At 44.9% G+C, this 23,811-nt stretch carries 20 protein-coding genes; 11 read left to right on the top strand and 9 right to left on the bottom strand.

Annotated elements, in window-relative coordinates; all coding sequences use genetic code 11:
• The first annotated feature begins 156 nt into the window (after nt 1–156).
• From IEV39_RS00515 to IEV39_RS00495, 5 genes are read left to right on the top strand one after another with little or no spacing between them, the layout of a single operon-like run.
• Entirely contained in the window at nt 157–906 is a 750-nt protein-coding gene (locus tag IEV39_RS00515; RefSeq protein WP_005231782.1) for a hypothetical protein, read from the top strand.
• Entirely contained in the window at nt 906–1,811 is a 906-nt protein-coding gene (locus IEV39_RS00510; protein ID WP_005288219.1) for a hypothetical protein, read from the top strand. The genes IEV39_RS00515 and IEV39_RS00510 overlap by 1 nt, the downstream gene beginning before the upstream one ends.
• Nucleotides 1,798–3,048: a glycosyltransferase family 2 protein gene (locus IEV39_RS00505; protein WP_005231784.1), complete on the top strand. Its 1,251-nt coding sequence runs from the start codon at nt 1,798–1,800 to the stop codon at nt 3,046–3,048. The genes IEV39_RS00510 and IEV39_RS00505 overlap by 14 nt, the downstream gene beginning before the upstream one ends.
• Complete coding sequence (locus IEV39_RS00500; protein ID WP_005288220.1) at nt 3,049–4,896, top strand: hypothetical protein; 1,848 nt, start codon at nt 3,049–3,051, stop codon at nt 4,894–4,896. It abuts the gene before it with no gap.
• Entirely contained in the window at nt 4,874–5,752 is an 879-nt protein-coding gene (locus IEV39_RS00495; RefSeq protein WP_167510621.1) for an alpha-amylase family protein, read from the top strand. The genes IEV39_RS00500 and IEV39_RS00495 overlap by 23 nt, the downstream gene beginning before the upstream one ends.
• Nucleotides 5,753–5,782: 30 nt before the next feature.
• Here the strand turns inward: IEV39_RS00495 and IEV39_RS00490 are convergent, their stop codons facing one another.
• Nucleotides 5,783–6,997 (bottom strand): tetratricopeptide repeat protein, encoded by a 1,215-nt coding sequence (locus IEV39_RS00490; RefSeq protein WP_005288226.1) that lies wholly within the window; start codon nt 6,995–6,997, stop codon nt 5,783–5,785.
• Nucleotides 6,998–7,228: 231 nt separating this feature from the next.
• Between IEV39_RS00490 and IEV39_RS00485 the strand changes: the two genes are divergently transcribed.
• Complete coding sequence (locus IEV39_RS00485; protein ID WP_005288229.1) at nt 7,229–7,930, top strand: VIT1/CCC1 transporter family protein; 702 nt, start codon at nt 7,229–7,231, stop codon at nt 7,928–7,930.
• Between the two features lie 118 nt (nt 7,931–8,048).
• The gene (locus IEV39_RS00480) at nt 8,049–9,092 is read left to right on the top strand and encodes an NAD(P)H-dependent flavin oxidoreductase (protein ID WP_005288231.1); all 1,044 of its coding nucleotides are present in this window, start codon (nt 8,049–8,051) and stop codon (nt 9,090–9,092) included.
• Between the two features lie 53 nt (nt 9,093–9,145).
• On the opposite strand, the gene ppk1 is transcribed toward IEV39_RS00480, so the two are convergent.
• The gene (ppk1, locus tag IEV39_RS00475; RefSeq protein WP_005288233.1) at nt 9,146–11,224 is read right to left on the bottom strand and encodes a polyphosphate kinase 1; all 2,079 of its coding nucleotides are present in this window, start codon (nt 11,222–11,224) and stop codon (nt 9,146–9,148) included.
• Between the two features lie 113 nt (nt 11,225–11,337).
• Nucleotides 11,338–12,012, bottom strand: coding sequence for a monofunctional biosynthetic peptidoglycan transglycosylase (mtgA, locus tag IEV39_RS00470; protein ID WP_005231795.1), 675 nt, complete (start codon nt 12,010–12,012; stop codon nt 11,338–11,340).
• A gap of 72 nt (nt 12,013–12,084) precedes the next feature.
• Between mtgA and IEV39_RS00465 the strand changes: the two genes are divergently transcribed.
• Nucleotides 12,085–12,891 (top strand): rhomboid family intramembrane serine protease, encoded by an 807-nt coding sequence (locus IEV39_RS00465; protein ID WP_005288237.1) that lies wholly within the window; start codon nt 12,085–12,087, stop codon nt 12,889–12,891.
• Here the strand turns inward: IEV39_RS00465 and IEV39_RS00460 are convergent.
• Nucleotides 12,888–15,374: an ABC transporter permease gene (locus tag IEV39_RS00460; protein WP_005288241.1), complete on the bottom strand. Its 2,487-nt coding sequence runs from the start codon at nt 15,372–15,374 to the stop codon at nt 12,888–12,890. The genes IEV39_RS00465 and IEV39_RS00460 overlap by 4 nt on opposite strands.
• Nucleotides 15,371–16,075, bottom strand: a complete 705-nt coding sequence (locus tag IEV39_RS00455; protein ID WP_005231798.1) for an ABC transporter ATP-binding protein — start codon at nt 16,073–16,075, stop codon at nt 15,371–15,373. The genes IEV39_RS00460 and IEV39_RS00455 overlap by 4 nt, the downstream gene beginning before the upstream one ends.
• A 42-nt stretch (nt 16,076–16,117) precedes the next feature.
• Here IEV39_RS00455 and IEV39_RS00450 point away from each other — a divergent pair, with 42 nt between their 5' ends.
• The gene (locus IEV39_RS00450; RefSeq protein WP_171067903.1) at nt 16,118–16,741 is read left to right on the top strand and encodes an arylesterase; all 624 of its coding nucleotides are present in this window, start codon (nt 16,118–16,120) and stop codon (nt 16,739–16,741) included.
• 27 nt (nt 16,742–16,768) lie between these two features.
• On the opposite strand, the gene aac(6')-I is transcribed toward IEV39_RS00450, so the two are convergent.
• Nucleotides 16,769–17,209 (bottom strand): AAC(6')-Ighjkrstuvwx family aminoglycoside N-acetyltransferase, encoded by a 441-nt coding sequence (aac(6')-I, locus tag IEV39_RS00445; protein WP_005288246.1) that lies wholly within the window; start codon nt 17,207–17,209, stop codon nt 16,769–16,771.
• Between the two features lie 104 nt (nt 17,210–17,313).
• Nucleotides 17,314–17,928, bottom strand: coding sequence for a carbonic anhydrase (locus tag IEV39_RS00440; RefSeq protein ID WP_005231802.1), 615 nt, complete (start codon nt 17,926–17,928; stop codon nt 17,314–17,316).
• 236 nt (nt 17,929–18,164) lie between these two features.
• Here IEV39_RS00440 and IEV39_RS00435 point away from each other — a divergent pair, with 236 nt between their 5' ends.
• Both IEV39_RS00435 and IEV39_RS00430 read left to right on the top strand, forming a co-directional pair.
• The gene (locus tag IEV39_RS00435) at nt 18,165–19,178 is read left to right on the top strand and encodes an alpha/beta fold hydrolase (protein WP_005288250.1); all 1,014 of its coding nucleotides are present in this window, start codon (nt 18,165–18,167) and stop codon (nt 19,176–19,178) included.
• Between the two features lie 25 nt (nt 19,179–19,203).
• The gene (locus IEV39_RS00430; RefSeq protein WP_005288253.1) at nt 19,204–20,211 is read left to right on the top strand and encodes a hypothetical protein; all 1,008 of its coding nucleotides are present in this window, start codon (nt 19,204–19,206) and stop codon (nt 20,209–20,211) included.
• Between the two features lie 32 nt (nt 20,212–20,243).
• Here the strand turns inward: IEV39_RS00430 and IEV39_RS00425 are convergent, their stop codons facing one another.
• Nucleotides 20,244–22,253: a ligand-gated channel protein gene (locus IEV39_RS00425; RefSeq protein WP_005288256.1), complete on the bottom strand. Its 2,010-nt coding sequence runs from the start codon at nt 22,251–22,253 to the stop codon at nt 20,244–20,246.
• Between the two features lie 458 nt (nt 22,254–22,711).
• The gene (aguA, locus tag IEV39_RS00420; RefSeq protein ID WP_005288259.1) at nt 22,712–23,797 is read right to left on the bottom strand and encodes an agmatine deiminase; all 1,086 of its coding nucleotides are present in this window, start codon (nt 23,795–23,797) and stop codon (nt 22,712–22,714) included.
• Between the last annotated feature and the right edge of the window lie 14 nt (nt 23,798–23,811).

Here is a 23,811-nt window from a genome sequence, read left to right as displayed (position 1 = left end):
AAATACAAAGCTTTTCTTCGTTCCTTTGAATAGACTATATTGTATGTTACTGTTTATAAAATTATTTTACACAATCCCTAACAGAAAATTTATCGTCATAGCCGTAAAATAATGATACCTTGATCACAAAATACATTTATTAAAACTAAAAATATTATGCAGAAAAATCCGGCTTCAGCACTCGTCTTGTGGATTATCTCAGCCCATGTTTTTATGGGCATCGTCGCGTATGAGTGGTTACCGGCAAGTTATCGTGGCAGTTGGGTTTTCCTGCTTATCCTGTTGATCGCAGGTGCCTTTGTAAATGTCGGTCTGGCCATCATTCTGGGATTAATTACCTTTATTGGCGTCGCTGTTTATTTCCTGCTTGACCTGGCCAATCAAACCTATGTGGAACGTCAACTGCTGTTGCTGTTTGTGCTGCCGATTACCCCGATTTTTTTAAGTGCCATTCGTCACAATATTCAGAATGCGCTCAAGACCTTCCGAGCCATTCAAAGTTATGATCGTAATTATCAACACGATATCTTGCCACTGACGGCCTTGAAACATTTTCAGGGCGAGTTAAAGAAGTTGCTTAAACTTACGCAGAAGGATCATTACAAGGTTATTACCACTCAGATCAATAATACGGTGCTGATCCGGGAAATGCTGGGTGAAGATATCTGGAAAGAAACGCAGAACAAGATCATGGCAATTCTTTCCACCGAGAGAGACAGCGTTATCTATCATTTTATCAATGAAGAGCTGAGCCAGATCAAAAGTATCGTCATTCATGAACCGGTAATTGAGGAAAATCAGGTCTATCCTGTATTTATCCAGCAACTTCAAGACATGTCGGTATTAAAGCTTAAAATTGAACAACACACTGAATATCTGCGCCCTCAAGATCAAGAGGTGCCTTAATGTCCGTACTGCTTAATATTTGTGGTTTGCTGGTGACCACCGCAAATTATCCAGATACCACCTTGCAACAGTTTTATCAGCAGTACTATCACTGCTCGATCCAGCCTGCACAAAATCAGCTCAACCCTCAAACCCAACTTCCCAGAACGATCGCAGGTTTTTTCCCGCAACCCTCGACCTGGTGGCCAGTGTTTACCTCCGATCAGATAGAATCGGAAAGTTTTAAACAACTGATGGAGAAAGGGATCAAACCGGGCATCATCCTGCCCAATGAATATTTTAGTGCAGTTAAATATTATAAAATCAAAAAGGCAGTCAATGAGGGCGCGATTCCGGTCGCCTTCTATCAAATGCAGCATTCCAAGTATTTTGCCGCCAAAGCCACCTTTTCAACGGCACTTGGACTCCGGCCCCTCGCTGCCCTGATTGAAACAGGCTGGGATGAAAACCTGATTTCGCAACCAGCTGGGAGTTATCTGATTCAATCCGATAGCCCCAATGAACTTCGAATTCCTGCACGTAAAATTCAGCAGCATCAACATTATTTTTATCAGGTGATCAAAGACCCTTCACAAGCTTCGGGTTATCAGGTGGTAATCAATCCCCCAACCGACATGCCGGTAGATAATATTGAATATCCGCATCTGGGCATCTCCTGGGACATTAACAATATTCAATACACCAGCACCATCGACGGTGTAGAAACCAATCTGTTCGGTTATTTGCTGATTGCCTTGAGTACGGTCGTGATTCCGCTGGATTATATCTATTCCGCGCATTATCCAAGCCTGCTCAGCACCTTTGGTAGCTCTATTTCCTGGATTTCCTTGCTGCTTGGCGGCGGACTACTGCTGATCCTGATCATTTCCATTATTCGCAGGAGAAGAATAAATGCCCGCAATTGATATTCTTTTTCTATTTGGCTTTCTGGGCATCTGGATTCCTCAGGCCTTTTGGGCATGGCTCAGTTATCAGGCCTGGAAATATTCTAAAAATGCCGCCAAAGAACTGGAGAACATGCCTGTGCCGGAGCATTGGCCAGTATTAAGCGTGTTAATTCCCGCCTATAACGAAGGGGTGGTCATTGAAGATACCTTACATGCAATTGCACAACAGGATTATCCAGCGCATGCCTATGAAGTCTTACTGATCAATGACGGTTCTAAAGACAATACTTTAGAAATTGCCGAGCGTATGGCAGCGATTTATCCCTGCATTAAAATCGTCAATGTACCGAAAGGCATGGGCGGTAAAGGCAAATCCCGCACCTTGAATAATGGCCTGCCGCATGCCAAAGGTGAATTAATCGTGGTCTATGATGCAGATAGTACCCCTGAGCCGGACTGTGTACGTTTATTGGCACAGACCTTATTGGCAGATAAAAAGCTGGTTGCCGTCAACGGTAAAGTACGTACCCGTAACTGGCGTGACAGTATCCTGACCCGATTCATTGCCATTGAGTTTATCTTCTTCCAATGGATTTTTCAGGGAGGACGCTGGCAACGTTTCGAACTTTCTACCCTGATGGGAACCAATTATGTGATCTGGCGGGATGCACTGGAAACCCTGGGTGGCTTCGATGAAAAATCTCTGGTCGATGATACCGAAATGAGTTTCCGGATTTTTCTGGGTCAACGTCGGATTAAATGGGTACCCTACGCCGTCGGCTGGCAGCAAGATCCGCCATCCTTAAGTGTCTTTGTCAAGCAACGCTCGCGTTGGACCCAAGGAAACTTCTATGTCACTAGCAAATATTTACCGATTGCACTAAGAAAACCGTTCCCGATCGGAATTGAAATTTTTAACAATATTATGTGTTATGTCCTGTTTGTGCCGGCCCTGATCTGGAGTCACATTACTTTAACCCTCGGTTTACTGGGTATTGCTGGGATTACCGTTCCCGGCCCGTTTACCCTGCTTTGGGGCTTATCGTTCTGTCTGTATGTCGCACAAATGTGGTTTACCCTATCTCTGGAAAGAGCTCAACCTCAACTCTATTTCTTCTCGGTTTTATCGTATATCACCTATTCACAGGTGTTTCTGTTTATCGTGTTCAAAGCGGCCTATGACATGCTGAAAAATAAGATACAGGGAAACTCACTACAATGGTACAAAACTGAGCGCAGCAAGGAGAAAAAATAAATGAAAAAGAAGCCATTACATCAACAAATTTTTAAAATACTGGTCGCAAGTGCCGCGATCTCCTTGCCGGGGTTAAGCTTCGCCGACACGATAAACACCTGGACATTTGATAATATCAATACCTCCAATAAGTACACCATTGAACCGCATTTCTTTTATGTGGGCAAAGGCTCGGAGTGGCAGAATATTCAGTTTAGCAGTGAATATTCGACCGAACATTTCACCACTTTACTGGTGAAATATGATGACAAGCTGATTTATAACACCACCTTGAATGGTGATGGGACGCTGAACTTTAATATTCCAGCGACCAAGAGTGGCTTTCACCGTCTAGATTTTATCTTGCAACAATATTCGCCACCGACCTCGCCTGCAGCTGATCGAACCACCTTCTGTAGTGAAGATGTGGATCAGGTCACCTATCTCAGCAATTCCAAGATTGATTATTCCCGCCATCGGCCTATTTATCGTTTAAAAGATTTACCTGATGCCTTATTTAACCCGCAGGTGGTCCGTCCAACACCTTTTGTCGGGGTATTAAAATACAATCCGGCCAATCTCAATGAAGCCTCGATGCTGGGGCGTTTAATCAGTGCCTGGAGCTCAGTTACCCCGATCCAGTGGTATGAAAAGAATGCGCCAGAGAACCAGCCAGCTAACTTTTTTATTGAAATTGCAAAGTCTGCAACGCCTTTACCGAATGGTACCCTGGTACAGATTAGTGCCGAGAATGAGGTCCCGACTTTACGCATTCAATATGACAATCCAGAAAAACTGGTCTCTGCCATCAATGGCCTATTAAATCCAAATTATTTACAGCAACTGGATACCTCTTCCACGACGCTACCCAACAAGCTGGCCGCACCGTCTTGGGCCAGAATTAAACAGATCAAATCCCTTGCCGATTTGGGCATCAGCGATTTCCGACTCAATCAGGCAGAAAAGAACCTGTTCTTAAACTTCCCTGCGGTTTGGCAACCCACCGATATTTTGCAAGGGCAAATCGCCTTGCGCGTGCAGAGTGGTTTACTGGAAGGCTCAAATATTACCACATGGATTGATGGCGGTCTGGCCGGTAGCCTAAAAACCGCTGAACTGGATTCAGATCCGGTCAACCGGCAATTTAACTATTTTGCCAAAACCATTTCCAACAATACCAACTTCAGCATGAAGCTGGAAAACTCGGTGATTGTAAACTCGCAATGTTTGCCTTCAGCCAAAGGCTCACTCTGGATTGATACACAAAAATCGACCGTAAAACTGCCGCATAAAATCAAAAACGGTGTCGCTTCGCTTTCGATGAGTTTTGCCACCCATCCTACCATTGCGATTGATGGCAATTCGGGCAGTCTGGAAATTGCCATGACCATGAGTCAGGTGGCGAAAAAGATGCTGATGACCAATGATCCGATTCCATTAAATCTGGTCAAGTTTGATCCAGCCAAACCAGAGCTTCTCAATGTACAGGTCAACCCGAATATCTACCGTCAGCAAGTTTTGATGCATAAAGATATTCTGTACGCGCCCGCCACTGCACGCGGTTTTCTGGTCAGTTTCCATGAGCAACGTTTTGATGTGATTACCGACTCAATTGAAGGTGCGCAGAACTTCAGCAAGCTCTGGGATAAGATTCAAACCAACATCCCGAATAATGCCAGCAAAATATTGGTGGCAGAAAACGGACAAGTATTTATCTTACAAAAAATTATTGTCGGTAATCAGAAAGCGCCTCTGGTTCAGCAATCATCATTCTTTATCTTGGTGGTAATAATCTCTGCTATCATGATTCTGGCAATTTTGCTCTGGTACTGGCGTAAACGACCGAATGCTAAAAATAAGGCAGATTAAATCTAAACTTTTAAAAACGATTACGTTATCAGCCTTAATCAGTTTAGGAGGTTGCATGCATCTGTTTCAGGCAGATGTGCAGCCTCCCCAAATTGAGGGAATATTCTGGCAACCCGATCTGGCCACAACTCCCCCCTCAGGCAACTGGAATTTACTTGGCGTTTCCACCTTTGTACCGCAATGGTCAACGGTGCAGTCCAAAGCCTGGTTCGATCATGAAATGGGCTTTGAAAAGTGGGACAAAACACTTAACTTAAAACAGCTCAACCAGCAGCCGTGGTCTGAAAATATTATTTTGGGGCTGGCAGGCGAATATGATGAAAAACTGGCCCGCTCCAATGTGCTGCAACTGGCAGAAAGTTCGAAACAGATCATTGAACAAACCCGGTCCGTTCCTCTAAAAGGTTATTATTTTCCTGTTGAGGCCGATCCGACCTGGCTCGGTGTCGGTATGTTGGCACAGGCGATCAGTAGCTTGCCCAAACCGGTCTGGGTCAGTATCTACAGTGCTGAACAATCTCCTGAACATCTGGATGTATGGCTGAAAAGCTGGTTACCGCACAATACCCATGTATTTTTTCAAGATGGTGTCGGTGTCGGAACGCGTTCGCCCCAGCAAGCAAAAATGATTCTGGAAAATCTTCAGAAAGAGTTTGGTAAGGATAAGGTGGTGATTGTTTTGGAAGCTTTCCGTCCAGCAAAATCAGGCCAGTTCCGCTCAGCTTATCCGTGGGAAGTGGTGGAACAGCTTAAGGCCTATGAAGGACAGAAAGTGTATATTTTTGATGGTCCGCATTATATGAACCGTATGACTGTTTATGCCGTGGCATTATGGTACAAACTGAAATACGGCTAGCGGATAACCCTATCTTACAAACGCGCGCGGCTAGAAGCTCTTATAAAATACCAGTTCCGTGCGCGTGTTGTTATAGCGATCCGTTCCATCAGCCAGCGCATCTTTGAAATAATGCCCGTATAAGCGCTCAACGCGTAGTTTTACCGGTACATAGTTAAATGGCTGCCAAGCAACACCTGCGCCATATTCAAATAAGTTATTGTAATTTTCACCTTCCGAATCCGCTAAAGTATGTAGCTTGCCATAAGCTTGTACCGTACCCGCTTCTCCACGATAGAGATTAAAACCCGAACGCAATCGTAGGTCGGCAATAACGTTATAGTCTTCTCGTGAGTAACTCGCGACATTACCATATAAATCAGTGAAATAATCATTCCAGAGGGTACGTTGGTCAATGGCTGGATTGGCATACCATTCCTGATAGCCAGTAACACCACCGACCACACTTTCACGGAACTTATCCCGATTACGATCAATCAGATCATAACTCCCGCCCACCTCTAAATAGGCACGCACAGGAATCGACTGCCACGGCTGATAATTTGCACCAACACCGACGGTTACTGCATTTTCATCAATAATCTCGGGACGTACTCCGCCTTTGGATTTGGTATCACGGTTCAGGTTTACAAAGCCATACACCTGTGCCCGACCATTATCCAGATTTTTCCCGTAGCGCATTTTCAATGGGAAAATGAAATCGTCATAACGCGATTCATAAGAAGGCGCAAAGTAGACATCTTTAAAGGTAGATGGGACGGCTGAAGCACTCAGATTCTGGACTGCTTGCTGAGCCTTGCTCGCCATTTCCGGATCAGATGAAGCCGATAAATCTTTAAAGATCACCAAGGCTTCTTTATTTCTTTTTTGCTGATTGAGTAAATAGGCTTCCTGTAGTTTCAGTTGTTCATCCTGCGGTGCAAGCTGCTCGGCTTTACGTACACTCTGGATGGCTTCATTTTGCTTGTTCAAACGGATTTGCAGATAGGTCAGGCTTTTCCAGACTTTAAGGTCTTGTGGCGTAAGTTGCCCCAATTCAAGCAGGATTTTTTCAGCTTCTTCCGGCTGGCTTTGTTCAAGCTTGTAAAACTTGTCCCAACGGTCATAAATCGGATTGCCTGGTTTATAGGCCGCATCCCCTTCCTTCGCAAATTCAGGCTCGGCACTCAGTACCTGTTGTACAGGCAAGATTAGCCCCAAAATGAATAGTGTATGACTCAGCAGCTTATTTTTGGAATTGTTCATCGCAAATCTCAACTAAAAATACTCACAACAGGGCCTATGGCAAGAAGGGCTTATTCGCATTTAAAATGTTAAATTGTTCACATATGATAACCAAATCATCGTTATGCTATCGTTAAAATAAGTTAATTTATAATAGATTAAGTTTATGAAACAACAATAGAATTTTACAGACAATTGAGCCCTTATAAAACCAGGCCTGAACAGATTAAATAAATTTAAACGAGTAGGATTATGTCTTTTTCACATCATGCAGAACCTCATGTCATCCAACGCTCAGGCTGGCTGCGTGCGGCTGTACTCGGTGCCAATGATGGCATCATTTCGGTGACCAGCCTGATTATGGGGATGGCAGCCAGTGGTGCCAGCTCGCATACCTTATTGATCACCTGTATCGCTGGGCTGATCTCTGGTGCGACCTCTATGGCGGCAGGCGAATATATTTCAGTCAAGTCCCAGGAAGATATTGAAAAATCCGACCTGCGTTTTGAGGCTCGAGAACTGGAAAACAACCCGCATGCCGAACTCAAGGAACTGACCCAGATTTATATCTCACGCGGTTTAAATCCGGAACTCGCACATGAAGTGGCCAGACAACTGACCGAGCATGATGCGCTGGGTGCGCATGCACGGGATGAAATTGGCATCCATGAAAATACCGCTGCCAATCCTGTTCAGGCGGCGCTTTCTTCTGCCGCATCGTTCTCTTGTGGTGCTGCCCTCCCCATGCTGGCGATCTTGCTCAGTCCAGACCGCTGGATTGCATCCGCTGTGTTAATTACCGGGATTATTGCATTGGCGCTCCTGGGTGCATTGTCCAGTTACTTTGCCCGCACTTCCCTGCTGAAAGGCAGTCTGCGGATTAGCTTATGGGGCATGCTGGCCATGGCATTTTCCAGCTGGGTCGGTTCCCTGTTTAATGTCACCCCGATTTAAACAGAGATGCCGTACGATGCAAAATAGTGCCTATATTCAATAATTAAATAGCGATTATTATTTGCAAGCCGTTTTGTTTTTACGTTAAGGTGATTAAAAATGCAATGAGTCATTGATCATGTCGATTTTAGAATTATTAGAAATAAAACACCCGATTTTGCTTGCGCCAATGGCTGGGGTTTCCACACCGGAACTTGCCGCTGAAGTGTCCAATCAAGGTGCATTCGGTTCTTTAGGTCTGGGGGCCAATACCCCTGAAACAGCCAAAGCACAAATCTTGAAGACACAAGAATTGACCGATCATCCCTTTCAGGTCAACTTCTTTTGCCATCAATCTGAACAACTTGATCCCGAAATTGCCCGGCAATGGATTGATTATCTCCGTCCCCAATTTGAGAAATTCGCTGCAGAAGCGCCAACCGCACTTCACTGTATTTATCCAAGCTTTCTAGACAATGATGACTTCCTGAATGTCGTGCTGGAAACCCGTCCCAAGGCGGTCAGTTTTCACTTTGGTATGCCTCATCCGCATCAAATTCAGGCTTTGAAGCAAGCAGGCATTATCACCATGGTTTCCGCAACCAATTTACTTGAAGCTCAAGCGATTGAAGCAGCGGGGATTGATATTATTATTGCGCAAGGCATTGAGGCTGGTGGGCATCGCGGGATTTTCAATCAACATTTTGATGCTGCAATTAAAACCAGCGATCTGGTTCAACTGATTACCACACACTGCGATCGTCCAGTGATTGCCGCGGGCGGGATCATGAATGGCGAACAGGCCAAGGAAATGTTGAATCGTGGTGCGTCAGCAGTCCAGCTAGGGACCGCCTTTGTGCAGTGTAAAAGCTCCAGTGCCAATGCCGCCTATCGCAAAGCATTGTTCAGTCAAAGCATTACCCAGATTAGCGCCAGTCTTTCCGGTCGTCCGGCACGTGGCTTGATTGGCACATGGCATACCCAGATTGATACACCGAATCGTCCTGCAACCCCGCAATACCCATATACCTATGACTTGGCCAAGCAGTTGATGAGCATTGCCAGTGCACAGCATGATTTCAGTTATGGCGCTTTTTGGGCTGGGAGTAATGTGGCACAAATCAGAGAGCTAGAGGCCGCCGATCTTGTCAATCAACTGGTGCTGGAAATAAAAACCAACTAAATTTTACCGATAAAAAAGCCGACCCATCAGGGTCGGCTTTTTGCTCTTTCAGGTTATTTAATGGCTTCCAGCAAGGTCTGCTGGGCATTGTGTGGCGCTTCACCTTCTACCGGTCGTGCACGTTCCCACACCCCGTCTCCTTGTAACAACCAGGCTTGCTGATTGTCTTTGAGATAGTTGAGTAAACCCTGTTGATAAATCCGCTTTTTCAAGGTCGGCTCTTCAATCGGGAAACAGGCTTCAACACGGTTAAACAGGTTACGGTCCATCCAGTCAGCACTTGAACCGTAAATACGCGGATTACCGTTATTACTGAAATAATAAACCCGGGTATGTTCCAGAAAACGCCCGACAATTGAACGCACACGGATATTTTCCGACAGATTCGGTAAACCTGGACGTAAACAGCAGATTGAACGAATGATCAGGTCGACCTGCACACCCGCTTGTGAGGCTTCATATAGTTTATTAATCAGCTGAACTTCGGTTAAGGCATTCACTTTAATAATGATCTGTGCAGGTTTGCCTTCCTTAGCGTTGGCAATTTCGTCATCGATATAATTAATCAACTGCGCATGTAAAGTGAATGGTGCATGCAGTAACTTCTTCGGCTTGGCCATTTTACCCATGCCGGTCAATTCCTGAAAAATACGATGCACGTCTTCACACAGGTCTTTATCCGTGGTCATTAAACCATAGTCGGTATAGATACGGGCATTGGTTGCATGATAGTTGCCTGTACCTAAATGCACATAACGCACCAGTTTATTATTTTCACGGCGCACCACCAGAATCATTTTGGCATGGGTTTTATAACCGACGATGCCATACACCACCACGGCACCCGCTTCCTGCAACACATTGGCCACTTCGATATTGGATTCTTCATCAAAGCGGGCACGTAATTCAATCACCGCTGTGACTTCCTTCCCATTCCGTGCAGCTTCGGCAAGCACCTGCACGATTTCCGAGTCTGCGCCACTACGATACAGGGTTTGCTTGATCGCCAGCACTTGCGGATCACGCGCAGCTTCACGTAACAGTTGAATTACTGGGGCGAAGGATTCAAAAGGATGGTGCAATAAAATGTCCTGCTTTTGCATGGCTGCAAAAATACTTTCCGACTTTTTAAAGGCTTTCGGAATCACAGGCGTATGCGAATCATAACGTAAATGCGGACGTTTAAAGTTGGATAATAAACGTGCCAAGTTGACAGGGCCGTCAACGCGATACAACTGTTCTTCGTTCAGGTCGAACTCATTAAGCAGATATTCATAAATATGCTTTGGACAGTTATGGGTTACTTCCAGACGGACTGCACGGCCAAATCGACGTGAACTCAACTCACCTTTCAGCGCTTTTGCCAGATCTTCAACATCTTCGTTTAGCGCTAAATCGGCATTACGGGTGACACGGAACTGGTAGCAACCGGTTGCGGTCATGCCCGGGAACAGATCAGAAATATGTTCATGAATAATCGCCGAAAGCATTACGTGATGTTCTTTACCATCGGTCAATTCATCAGGCAAACGGACTACACGCGGTAATGAACGTGGTGCAGGTACAACAGCCAGATCAATTTGACGACCAAATGCATCCTTCCCTTCCAGCGTGACAATAAAGTTCAGACTTTTATTGACCAATCGCGGGAACGGATGGGCCGGGTCCAGGCTGATAGGCGTAAGCACAGGTGCAACCTGCTCATGGAAATATTTTTTGATCCATGCCGATTGTGCCGGTGTTAATTCACCACGACGCAGGAAGCAAATATCTTCTTTACGTAATTTCGGCAGGATTTCTTCATTTAATATGCGGTACTGACGTTCGATCGCGGCATGCGTAGTTTTAGAAATCTGTTCCAGAACCTGCTTTGGGGTCAAGCCATCTGGCGTGCGGCTTTCATTGCCCAAGGTCAGTTGTTCCATCATGCCCGCAACACGGATCTCAAAGAATTCGTCCAGATTGCGTGAAAAGATCAACAGGAAGTTCATCCGCTCTAATAATGGATGAAGTGGATCGACAGCCTGTTCCAGTACGCGTAGATGGAAATCGAGAATCGAAAGCTCACGATTGATATAACGATCGTTGTAACTATATTCTATTGGCGTTGTTGTCGTCACTGCAGTATTCATACCCAACCTTGTTGCTTTATCATTCATCAAGTGATGATTTAAGTATGCTGCAAAATTATGTCAATTTGGTAAAAAAGCCCAAAATATTGGGCTTTTTTTTAAAATTTGGTGAATTATTGCGGAAGTTGTATACCGTTCATATATTTTAGGATCACCCGCTTACGATATTGCAGCTTACGGTCATTGCGGTTGTCTTGATAATACTTTGGATTGGGCAACAGCGCGGCTAAAAATGCAGCCTGCTCCCGGGTTAAACTTTTAGAGCTTTTACCATAATAAAACTGGGCTGCCGCCTCAACTCCATAGATGTTTTGGCCAAACTCAACCGAGTTCATATACACTTCCAGAATGCGTCGTTTTGACCACATCCGCTCCATCATCCAGGTTGCCACTGCTTCCTGGCCTTTGCGAATAAAAGAACGTTTATTATACAGAAACAGGTTTTTTGCCAACTGCTGGGAAACCGTTGAACCGCCCGCCACCAGTTCACCTTTTTCGCTATTGCGTTCCAGCGCAAACTGAATCCCTGCCCAGTCAAAGCCATGATGGTGAATAAACTTGGCATCCTCACCCGCTAAAATGGCGCGTTTGAAGTTATCACTGATATTGTCATAGTCACGCCATTCCTGCTTGATCGGTTTAAAGTCGGTCAAATAATCCCAACGCATAAACATGGTCGTGTTGACCGGATGGGTGCGCCACCAGACCAGACTACTAAAGATCCAAAGCTGGATCAGTAGAATGACGCCGATAATCAACATTACTGCGCGTGCTAAAAAGGCTTTCATTAAAGTGCATCACTCCATCATGCAATAAATTCATGCTAAGCTATTTTTTATATCAATCACTAGCCTAAACATATGACTGAAACGACTCCACCACAAATCAACCAAAAATTGCAAATACAAACTTGGTGGTTTACTGCGTTATTAATCGCAGTCAATGTCGGATTATTTGGCTGGCAGATTCTTTCAGGGGTGAATATTACCGACCCTGCCCCTGTTGATGCAATCGCCTGGGGCGCAGATTTTACCCCGCTCACCTTTTCCGGGCAGGCAGAACGCTTGTTCACCAGTATGTTTTTCCATTTTGGCCTGATCCATTTAATGTTAAATATGTGGGCACTGTATATCTTTGGCAGTGTGGCAGAACAATTATTTGGTCGCAGCTATTACATCGCTATGTATGTGCTGGCGGGCCTGATGGGCAGTGTCCTGTCCAGCTATCTGAGCATTCGCGATGGCTACGCGCTGTTACAACATTTTGACCCGAAATTACTCCCGCATATCAGTGCAGGCGCCTCCGGTGCAGTGATGGGACTCGGTGCAGCACTTACGGTCATTTCCCTGTTTCCCCCTTTGCCCCAGCAACGCTTTTTGCTGGATAAAAAATCATTACTGATGGTGATGGGGATTAACCTTGTCTTCGGTTTCACCGTTTCAGGCATTAACAATGCCGCGCATATTGGCGGCATGCTGATGGGGGCATTACTGGCCGCAACCTGGTATTTCAGCCAGAAAACGCCAAGAAAAGCACTGGCTCAAGCCATTGCCATGATGATGGGCAGCTTACTGCTCTATGCATTCTATTTTTATTGCACCCAATTAAGCGCAGGACTTACCCCACTGTGGCATGAAATCCTGCGTCAGAACCAGCTTACTTTCTAAGACTGGTTCATTTCTCTTAAACTTTGTAAGGGCGCAATATCGCATAAGTAACTCAAACGATAGCGCCCGATCAGCGTACATACCACTAGCATGCTCAACGGTAGAATCAGCCAGATTTCCGCATGCCACTGAATCGCCATTTGCATCTTGTAACTGGCAATCGCACTGATCACCTCTGCAAACAGACAAGCTACTACACCCGCCAACAGGCCGATAAAACCGATTTCCAGACTGAGCATGCGTTTTAATTTATGCTTGGCAACACCAAAGGAACGCAATAAAGCCACCTCCTTACGGCGCTCATCCATCAGCACATTTAAACAGGCAATCAGTACCAGTACCCCCGATAAACCCACCAGCAAGGCCAGAACCGTGACAATCTGCACCAGAACATTGACCAGACGTTTTACCTCTTCCAGAATACGCCCGACATCAATAAATACCGTGTTGGAAAATTGCTGAATCAATTGCACCATTTTCGGCTGATCCGCTGGCGGGACATAGAAGCTGCCTAAATAACTGCCTGCGTTTTCATCCATGGTTTTCGGTGAAAAAATAAAGAAGAAATTCGGACTAAAACTTTCCCATTCCACGCTCCGCAGATTGATGACGGTCGCATTCAGTGGCCCTTCGGGTAAGCTGAAACTGAGTTGATCGCCAATCTTGATCCCGAGTTCAGTGGCCAGTTTGGCTTCTACCGACACCTGCCCCGTCTGGGTAAAATGTGGATTGCCCTCAGTAATCAGATTATCTTTCGGATACACTGCGGCTTGGGTCAGATTCAGTTCACGACGCAACGAATTATTTTGCTTGACCAGTTCTGCTGCAAAAGGCTGACCATTTTTTGCCACCAACCGGCCTCGAATATTCGGATAAAGCGGGGTGCTCGACCATTGATTCTGCTCAAGCTGCTGTTTCAATTGCGGCATATCAAATGGCGGTAGGCCATAAACAAACTGGTTTGGCGTCCCTGCTGGCAATTGTTGCTGCCAACGCTGCAATAAATCTGTTCTTAAGACACTCAAGACCGTAATCAGGCTCAGCCCCAAAGCCAAAGCGGTAATCTGTAGCGCAGTTTGATGCGGAATCCGTACATAGGCAGAGATCGGATGCTTGAGCTGCTTGATCGCTTTTAACAGCAACCAGATCACGGCAAAAAGCACCGCACATAACATCAAGATCGCGGCCAACACCCATAGACTTAACTGCAAATTATCACTCAGCACCAGACTAAACATCACCAGACTGGCAATACCGACTGCAAACATGGCGATATACGATTTACGTGAACGCTCCTGTTGACGGATCACCCGAATCGGAGGGGTATTGAGTAACTCCCAGATACTGGGCAAGATAAAACCGATCAGCACCATCACACTGGTAAAAATGGCGACAGGCAAGGCAAACAGTAAATCAGCCAGTGCAAAGCTCAATTGTAATTGTGGAATCAGCTGTAACATCAGCTGCAATAAACCATAGCCTAAAGCAATCCCAATCAGACTGCCCAGCCCAATCGACAAAGCACTGACAATACCAAGCAAGGCCAGATAAGCCAGCAAAATCTGTCTCTTACTCGCCCCCAGACAGCGCATCAGGGCAATATGATCCTGATTTTGTTGCACATAACGTTGACTGGTCAAGGCAATGGCAATACCACACAGCAAAATGGTTAACAAATTGGCAAGCTGTAAAAAGGTATCCAGATTTTCAATCGGTTTCATTAAGCGCGTATTGGATTGGCTGGCATCGCGTAATTTCAGTGAAGCCTGTTCCCCCTCTCCCATCTGCTGCTCATCGGGCTGGTCGTGCACCGATTCAGGATGAGTCTGTTGCCTGAACACTTGTTTAAAAGCCTTAACCTGTTCAGGCGGCCCTGCCATCAATAACCGATACTCAATCCGGCTGCCCACTTGCACGGCATGGGTTTTGGCAATATCGGCCTGATGAATCATCACTGTCGGCGAAAATCCTGAAAAGCCAAGCTCCTGATTAGCATCGTGTTCAATAATCCCGCTCACTTTAAATTGAGCATCCGCAATCGCAACCTGATCCCCTACTTTCGCCTGTAACAGATCAGCGGCCCGCGGGCTCAACCAGACTTGTCCAGTTTGCAGGCTTTGTGACTTGGGCTGAATTTCAAGTTCACCGCGTAATGGAAAATGTGCATCAATCGCTTTGACATTAACCATCACAAACTGATCCGAGGTATGCGCCATCGAACTAAATACCGTCACCGCTGCCTGTTGCAAACCCAGTTTTTGGGCTTGCTGTGACCATTCGGTCTGAATCGGGTCCTTATCGTAGAGCACCAGATCCGCAGCCAACATTTCAGCGGCCTGTAGGGTTACGGCATTTTGGACTTGGGTATTACTAAACTTAAGGGCTGTGGTGGCACTGATCGCTAAAGAAAGGGCAATGATTAATAAATACAAGCCTCCCGTACGAAAGCTTTGCAGTAAGAGAGGCTTAAGCACTGAACTCATAGGCCCTCTCCAAGTTTGACGATGTCCTGAATCTGTCCATCCGCCAGTTTGACATGACGTTGACATAAAGCCGCCAGATTCTGATCATGGGTCACCAGCACCAAGGTTGTGCCTAGTTCTTTGTTCAACTCAAATAACAGCTGTTCAATTTCTTCAGCCGTTTGTCCGTCCAGATTGCCGGTCGGTTCATCTGCGAAAATAATTTTTGGTTCTGCAATCAGGGCACGTGCAATGGCTACGCGCTGCTGCTCCCCACCCGAGAGCACTTTCGGTGTTTGCTGGGCCTGACGTACTAGCCCAACCCGTTCTAACCATGCCAATGCTTTTTGTTCTGCCTGCCTGAAATTAAAGTCAGGTTGTAAGCGTAATGGCAACATGACATTTTCCAGTGCACTGAGCTGCGGCAATAGCTGAAAAGACTGAAATACAAAACCGATATTTTCCAGACGAACCTGCGCACGCTGTTCCTCCGACAAGCTATGCACCGCCTGTCCACACACCCATAACTCCCCTGCGCTGGGACGATCAAGCGTTGCCAGGATGCCCAATAAGGTTGATTTGCCTGAACCTGAGCGACCGGTAATGGCAATCTGTTCGCCTGGATAAATCTCCAAATCGATCTCTTTTAAAATCGTTAAACTTTGCTGATTAATTTGAATCTTTTGTGTAACTTTTTGGGCAGAAATAATCGGTTGTGGCATGATGTCACGTATCCTTTAGGACAAATTTGAAGTGCAATGCAAATATCTAAAGTTATCTTGTCAGTATCTAAAACGCTTGCAATGATCAGTGTCTGCTTGATTCCGACACTGGTTTCAGCAAAGACTATTTTAATTTTGGGTGATAGCCTGAGCGCGGGTTATGGCATAGATGCAAAACAAGGTTGGGTTCACTTGTTACAACAACGTTTAGACCAACAGTATCCGAAACAGCACAAGGTGGTCAATGCAAGTGTCAGCGGCGAAACCACCAGCGGTGCACTGGCCAGACTGCCAAAATTATTGCAAACCTATCGCCCGGAAGTGGTGGTGATTGAACTGGGTGGCAATGATGGCTTGCGCGGTCAGCCTCCGCAAATGATTCAAAAAAATCTTGCCCAGTTGGTACAGTTGAGTCAGAAGCAGAAAGCCCATGTTTTATTGTTCGGGATGAAAATACCACCGAATTATGGCACCGCTTATAGCAAGGCCTTTGAAAATAATTACAAGCTGGTCAGCCAGCAATATAAAGTGAAATTACTACCGTTCTTTCTTGACGGCGTCGCAGGACAGAAGCACTTGATCCAGAACGACCAGATCCATCCGAACGCGAAAGCACAACCCCTGATGCTGAATCTGGCTTACCCTTATATCAAAGCTGCGTTATAAACCGCGCCTTTGAAGAAATTGACGATTTCAACTGATGTTTTTCTTAAAATAAACCACACGCTCGGTTTCCTGAAAGCCCAGCGCGCGATGCATGGCATGACTGATCGTATTATCCAGCGCAGCATCTGAAGCAAATTCGCTACATGCAAACTGCTTGGCCCAGTGTTCTACCTGCTGTACCAACGCGCTAGCAACACCTGAACGTCGATACTCTGGCAACACATAAATACCTTCCAGAAAAGCCACCGGTGAAGTTTGTGTGCCATTTACATATTCATATCGAATCGAGGCTTCCAGCATGGCAATTGCTTGCTGCTGATCGTTATAGCTTAATAATTGCAAAGTATGTGGTTGTTCGAGTAACTGCCGCATTTCCAGTAAATGCGCGTCTTCATGATCAGGCCAGAGTAATCGTCTTAATTGCAGCCAGTCGGCCAAGAAAGGCTCGCTTACAGGCATGATTTTCATATCGAGTCTGCCCTTTTACTTTACTTATTTTTCTAATTCAATAAAAAATAAAGATTTATACTTTAATCAGCGAAATTAAGGCGAGTTAAAACTCGCCCTGATGCTTAGAAATCAAAAAAAGAAACTTCACCGGTTTCGAGTGAATATTCTGCACCAACCACAATCATTTTGCCCTTTTCAATCAGGCTTTCCAGCACAGCTGAACCGTGACGGAGCTGATTCACAGAAGCAAATACGTTTGAACGGACCGCATGTGCAGACAATTTTTTCAAATCATTTTTGAGTTCGGTTTGCATCAGAATTTCAACCGAAGGACGGACACGGTTGACGATCGACATTAAATTCGATGAAGGCGGCTGATCAGGGTTCATCAAGGTATCAATCGTGGCTTGAATCGCGCCACAATGGCTATGTCCCAGTACCACCACCACAGCACAATCATAACGCTCTGCAGCGAATTCAACACTGCCGACCTGTGAAGGTGCCACAATATTGCCTGCCACACGAATCACGAACAAGTCACCCAAGCCTTGGTCAAAAACCATTTCAGCAGGTACACGTGAATCAGAACAGCCTAAAACAATTGCAAAAGGATTTTGATCACTTGCCATCTCGGCACGTTCTTGGTGAGATAACAATTTTTGTTGAACTGCTTCTCCTTTTACAAAACGGGCATTACCAGCTTTTAAACGTTCTAATGCTTCTTGTGCGGTGAGCATGTGTATATCCATGTGTGATTGACCTGAGGCAACAGTTTAATGTGCGCCCGTTTGAAAGTCACTGACAAAAATAGAAACGATCAGCATACTTGCTAATCTTTTGAACGCTAAAATAGCGGAAAATTGCTGAATTCATTGGCAAGAATTTCCATACATCTGTAGATTATGCAAATGACTCGCGTCGTCTCTTCCTCAATAATCAATTGGTTTAAAAATAGATCAAGGATTGAACAAAGATGATCAATACCCGATTTGCCCAACCTTTGCGCAAGACGTTTGGTGCTGCGTTACTGGCCTGTAGCTTAAGCACGGTTGCTGTAACTACAACTCAAGCTGCCGAAATAGAAATGAGCTTTCAAAACCTGTTGCAGCAAGAGCGTGCCTGGGCTGGTTTACAAAGCAAAACCTTAAAAGTGGGTGATATCACCTGGTCTTATAGTGAAGGCGGTCAAGCCGGCAAGCCTATTATTATTTTAATTCATGGTCTGGCAGGTAGTCGTGACAACTGGAACCGTGTCGCACGCGCCCTCACAGCAAATTACCACGTCATCATTCCGGATTTACCAGCCAGCGGTGAAACACTGGTTCCGAAAGATTTTGACTATTCTGTGCCGAATGTCACCGAAAAATTACGCCGTTTTGTGGAAGCCGCCAATCTGACCGGACCTGCACATATTGCTGGCCATTCACTGGGTGGTTCTATTGCCATGCTCTATGCAGGCCAATATCCCTTTGAAACCAAGAGTCTTTTCCTGATTGACGCAGCAGGTGTCTATAAAGCAGCGAATACACCTTATTTAAAAGATCCAAATCAGGTGAAGAACATGATTGTGAGCAAAAAAGGAGATTTCAATTTCCTGATGCAACAAGCCATGTTTACTCCACCGTTCATTCCGAAGGAAATTGCTCAGGCACAAGAAAAAATGATGATTGGTCAGGTTGAGCAGACCCAGAAAATGGTCGATCAGGTGATTGCCTTGAACAAGCTCTATACCCCGGATTCATTTGCCTTGCTGGCAAGATCGATTGATGCACCGACCCTGATCTTATGGGGCAAGCAGGATAAAATCGTCAATGTCGAAGTCGTTCCTGAATTAAAAGCATTACTGAAAAATGCCCAGACGCCTGTCATTCTGGACAATGTTGGCCATATGCCGATTCTGGAAGCAGATCAACTGGTGGTTCAGCAATATCTGCCGTTCCTGAGCAAGATTCAGGCACAAAAAACTGCTGCGGCTCCAGCGCAATAAACTTAATTTAGCGATTTGAGAATATATGTCTAAACATCCAATGATAGAACAACTGATTGATGCACAGCTCGAATTTCTTGAACATGAGTTTGCTCAGCCAGACACCATTCAAACTGAATTTAAACAGTTCTATCATTGGTTACGCTTGCAACCGTTACAGCAGATCTGGTCTTTTGAACAAATTTTTAACCTGATTGAAAAACAGATTCTTGCGACACCGGCAAGTGCCTTTCTGGTTGAGCAGATTGCGGAGCATATCCGTTTTGCCCTGATTCATCCCGTTAACGAGCAGACCAGCATTGAAGATGTCATCCCTGTGCTGACAGTAGATTCGATTGCCCAGTATGTGGCCAGTAAAAGTGGCCATCGCCAGCGTTTAATTAAAACCGTGGTGAACAATCCCGCGTTCTCAGCATTGATTAGCCAGTTAATCCAGCACTCGATTCAGGATTATCTGGATAATTCAGTGATGTCAAAGCGCGTTCCTGGTGTCGGGCATTTTATGAAAATGGGCAAATCGGTTTTAGAAACAGTGACCGATTCCAATCTGAACCAGACCATTGCCCATTATCTGCAAAAGAATATTTTAAAAATCAGTCAAATGAGTGAGAGAGTGCTCAACCAGCACTTTAATGATGACAAGCTCTATCATTTTCAGGCCAATCTCTGGCATAAAATTAAAGTCATGCCCTTATCGGTATTGCGGAATTATGTCGAAGTACAGGACTTACCAAAGACGGTCGCGATGGGACACGAAATCTGGGATCATATTCGTCAGACGCCTTATCTAAAACAACAAGTGCATGATGGCGTCTATGCCTGGTACGCACGTAATCAGGAACGGACTTTTGATCTTTTATTACGTGACCTGAATATTGATGAGACATTGATTGAACATGAACTCAGTCAATTACTCATCCCTGTACTGCAACAGGTGATCGAGACAGGTTATTTACGTGAGCGTGCCCGCCCTTATTTAGAAAAGTTTTATTATTCGGATCAAGTCGTACATATCTTAAAAGTAGAAGGATAAGGCTTTAAAAACCTTATCCTTCCCTTCAAGTCTTAGAAGCTATAGGTCACACCAAGATTATAACGGCGGCCATCTAACACATAGTTATAGGTCGCAGTATCAATCTCTTTATCAAATAGATTGTAAATGCCTGCAGCGACCGCAATATTTTGCGTTGGCTTATAGTTCACCCCAACATCTACCATCGTATAAGCAGGTTTACCTTTGGCCATGGCTGTACGGCTTAAGTAATCCGAAGTTTTACTGCGGTAATTCACACGGCCCCAGCTTGAGAACTGATCGTTAATTTCCCAATCTGCTGTGGTATTAAACATGTGTTTAGGCATTTCATTTAAAGGCTTGCCTTTATTCGCGCCACTCTTTTGTTCGGTATCGGTGAAGGTATAATTTGCACTCAAGTTCACATTTGGGAGGACTTTCCAGCCAAAGGTTGCTTCTGCACCACGCATACTGGCTTTATCCACGTTCTCACGCAGGCTGACAAAGTCAAATTTTTCACCCAGCCAGTCGCAGCCCATTGATCCAGAGGCTCCCTGACAGGTTCTGATTTCAGTGATCTTGTCTTTAAACTCACTATTGAATAGTGTAAGACCTGCAGTCAGATTATCTAAATTGTCCCAGTTAAAGGACATTTCATAGTTCACACTCTTTTCAGGTTTTAGGTTCGGATTACCAACAATCACACCTTTACTTTGACTGCCTCCCGTCGCCTGTCCCCACTCTGCAACGGTTGCACGCAGTGCTGGTGTTTTATAACCTGTTGAGACACCACCTTTAATCACCCAATTATCATTCAGCCCCCAAACGCCATAGACTTTCGGGCTCCAGTGATCACCAAATTTTTCATCTTTATCTAAACGCAGTGAACTAGTTAAAGTGAAATCATCGACAATATTCCAGGCATTTTCCGCAAATAATGCCCAGCTATAACGATCAAGATTGGAAACAGGTTTTGCCCCACCAACGCTTAGCTGATTACCTTTGTCATCTAATTCTTCTTTGAGGTACATCCCGCCAAAGCTCAAACTATGACGATCAAAGTTAATTTTATTGATGGTATTAAATGTAGTATTGATCGCTTCCATATTCCGTGATGGATTTTCATTCTCTTCACGCTGAATATAGGAATGTGTTTCGACTGCTCCAATTTTTCCACGATGCGTTAAGCTATATTCAGTACGATAGTAGTCCGAGAATGAGTTTGCTGGTGGATTTCGACCCGTTTGTATTGGAGAAATACTCTTGCCAACGGTTGCATCGCGGTTTTGAATTGAGCGCTGGTACTCCAGATCAATGGTATGATCATCATTGGGGGTCAGACTAAAGGCAGCTCCACCTGCGCGAATTTTTTGCTTGCTATACCCCCCATAGATTTCATCTTCATCACGTTGCGAATAAAGACCATTGGCTTTAAACGATAATAGATTGGCGATTAGAGGACCTGCAATATAAGCATTGGTTTGATATTGATTACCTGAGTCAGAATTTTCCTGCAACGTGGTATCAAGCTTGATCGAACCCGTCCATTCAGTTACATTTTTCTTGGTAATAATGTTAATCACACCGCCCATCGCATCTGAACCATATAAGCCAGACATTGGTCCACGGATCACTTCAATGCGTTCAATAGCGCCAATATTCGGTAACCAGCCTTGCTCAATGCCTGAGTTATCGCTATTGGGACGTACTGAACGTGAATTTACTTTTTTGCCATCAACCATAATCACGGTATAGGCACTGCCCATACCACGGATACTGATATCACTTGAGCTACCGCCTCCTGTAACCACCACACCTGGAACATCTTTCAGTGCATCGGTCACATCACGATATGCTTTTTTATTCATTTCTTCTTGTGTAAGCACAGAAATAGAGGCTGCTGCTTTTTTAATGTCCTGCTCAAATCCACTTGCCGTGACAACAATCTTTTCCAGTTGTACAGGCTCTTTATTGACCTGAATTTCTGCTGCCTGTGCAAGCGCCATCATACCGCCCAATACGGAAATAGTGAGGAGTGATTGACGTGCTATTTTGTTGGACATATTCCCACCCGATTCAGAGATATCTTAAAGATTGCTTAAAATTTATGGGAATTCTAACAAAAAACAAATAAAACTCAATACAAATGATAATTATTATTATTTATATATTCATTTTTAATTGTTTGCCGATAGCTTATCAATTGAGGCAAACCAGTTGAACTTTTTAACTTTCAGTCAAAAATAATGATTCCAAATCATTCATTTTATTTAACAATGATCTGATTACATTTAAGTAAAAAGTTAATGATGAAGTCTGGGTTAGAAGCTAGCTGTTATTGAAATGGTCGGCTGACTCAAGCTGTTCAAATTTAAAGACGTTTTATAGCTTAAATCGCTTCTTTAAAATTATGATACTTTTCTAGTAATTTTTATGCATATTACGTTGTTTTTTGATTGCGCAAGTTGAAAAGCGCGCCCCATATCTGGACCACGTTTCAACTTGCATGTCGCATCGTGACTTAAGCCGGAATTTGCTGAGTAATGCAGTGAATATTGCCGCCACCGAGTAAGATTTCGCGCGCAGGAACACCTGTGATCAGATAGTCTGGATACATCTGCTGGAACAATGCCTTCGCCTGTTCATCAGTACGTTCATCCAGTAACGGGAAAATGATCTGCTGGTTACTAATCAGGTAATTGACATAAGAGCCCGCCAGACGATTACCTTCAAAACGTTCAATGGCATTGCCCTTATCAATATCGATCGTCTCGTTTCCACTGGCATACAGTGGCCCGGGAGATGGCAACTTCCACACTTTCAATTGACGGCCTTTTGCATCCTTTGTATTTTCCAGTACTTGTAATGCAGCTTGTGAACGTGCGTATTGCGAATCATTAAGATCATCTGTCCAGTGCAATGCCACTTCACCAGGACGGACAAAGCAGCACATATTATCAACATGCCCATCGGTTTCATCATTAAATACACCTTGAGGCAACCAGATGAAAGTGGTGACACCCAAGCATTCTTGCAGAATATTTTCAATCTGGGCCTGAGTCAGATGTGGATTTCGGTTCGGATTCAGCAAGCATTCTGCCGTGGTCAACAATGTGCCTTCTCCATCCACATGAATGGCCCCACCCTCTAAAATTAGCGGTGTCGAGTAAGTATCAATACCGTGCTGTGCTGAAATCTTGCCTGCAATCAACTGATCCTGATCCCATGGGAAATACAATCCGCCATTTTCCCCACCCCATGCATTAAATACCCAGTTAATGGCTTTTTTCTGGCCTTGTGCATTCTTGACAATGGTTGGTCCCGTATCACGTGTCCAGGCATCATCACTTTCCATTTCCACCAGTGTGACCTGTGCAGGCATAACTTGACGTGCTTTTTCCATTTCTGCTTGAGGAACAGCCATAAATACTGGCGTTTTCTGGGCAATTGCAGCCGCAACCTGGGCAAAAGCCTGTTGTGCAGGTGCGCCATTGCCACGCCAGTTATCCGTACGATACGGCCAGATCATCCATACCGCTTCTTGTGCAGACCACTCGCCGGGCATGCTAAAACCTTGCTGATTTGGGGTTGTCGCATTCTGTTCCATATTGTCTATCTCCA

Origin of the sequence: Acinetobacter courvalinii, assembly GCF_014635545.1 — a bacterium.
GTDB lineage: Bacteria > Pseudomonadota > Gammaproteobacteria > Pseudomonadales > Moraxellaceae > Acinetobacter > Acinetobacter courvalinii.
The sequence above is the reverse complement of the archived record's forward strand: the minus strand, read 5'-3'. Positions and strand labels throughout refer to the sequence as shown.

Excerpts from the sequence above, each read along its gene's own strand:
- IEV39_RS00515 (WP_005231782.1), top strand. The coding sequence starts at position 157 with ATGCAGAAAAATCCGGCTTCAGCACTCGTCTTGTGGATTATCTCAGCC.
- IEV39_RS00510 (WP_005288219.1), top strand. The coding sequence starts at position 906 with ATGTCCGTACTGCTTAATATTTGTGGTTTGCTGGTGACCACCGCAAAT.
- IEV39_RS00505 (WP_005231784.1), top strand. The coding sequence starts at position 1,798 with ATGCCCGCAATTGATATTCTTTTTCTATTTGGCTTTCTGGGCATCTGG.
- IEV39_RS00500 (WP_005288220.1), top strand. The coding sequence starts at position 3,049 with ATGAAAAAGAAGCCATTACATCAACAAATTTTTAAAATACTGGTCGCA.
- IEV39_RS00495 (WP_167510621.1), top strand. The coding sequence starts at position 4,874 with ATGCTAAAAATAAGGCAGATTAAATCTAAACTTTTAAAAACGATTACG.
- IEV39_RS00490 (WP_005288226.1), bottom strand. The coding sequence starts at position 6,997 with ATGAACAATTCCAAAAATAAGCTGCTGAGTCATACACTATTCATTTTG.
- IEV39_RS00485 (WP_005288229.1), top strand. The coding sequence starts at position 7,229 with ATGTCTTTTTCACATCATGCAGAACCTCATGTCATCCAACGCTCAGGC.
- IEV39_RS00480 (WP_005288231.1), top strand. The coding sequence starts at position 8,049 with ATGTCGATTTTAGAATTATTAGAAATAAAACACCCGATTTTGCTTGCG.
- ppk1 (WP_005288233.1), bottom strand. The coding sequence starts at position 11,224 with ATGAATACTGCAGTGACGACAACAACGCCAATAGAATATAGTTACAAC.
- mtgA (WP_005231795.1), bottom strand. The coding sequence starts at position 12,012 with ATGAAAGCCTTTTTAGCACGCGCAGTAATGTTGATTATCGGCGTCATT.
- IEV39_RS00465 (WP_005288237.1), top strand. The coding sequence starts at position 12,085 with ATGACTGAAACGACTCCACCACAAATCAACCAAAAATTGCAAATACAA.
- IEV39_RS00460 (WP_005288241.1), bottom strand. The coding sequence starts at position 15,374 with ATGAGTTCAGTGCTTAAGCCTCTCTTACTGCAAAGCTTTCGTACGGGA.
- IEV39_RS00455 (WP_005231798.1), bottom strand. The coding sequence starts at position 16,075 with ATGCCACAACCGATTATTTCTGCCCAAAAAGTTACACAAAAGATTCAA.
- IEV39_RS00440 (WP_005231802.1), bottom strand. The coding sequence starts at position 17,928 with ATGCTCACCGCACAAGAAGCATTAGAACGTTTAAAAGCTGGTAATGCC.
- IEV39_RS00435 (WP_005288250.1), top strand. The coding sequence starts at position 18,165 with ATGATCAATACCCGATTTGCCCAACCTTTGCGCAAGACGTTTGGTGCT.
- IEV39_RS00430 (WP_005288253.1), top strand. The coding sequence starts at position 19,204 with ATGTCTAAACATCCAATGATAGAACAACTGATTGATGCACAGCTCGAA.
- IEV39_RS00425 (WP_005288256.1), bottom strand. The coding sequence starts at position 22,253 with ATGTCCAACAAAATAGCACGTCAATCACTCCTCACTATTTCCGTATTG.
- aguA (WP_005288259.1), bottom strand. The coding sequence starts at position 23,797 with ATGGAACAGAATGCGACAACCCCAAATCAGCAAGGTTTTAGCATGCCC.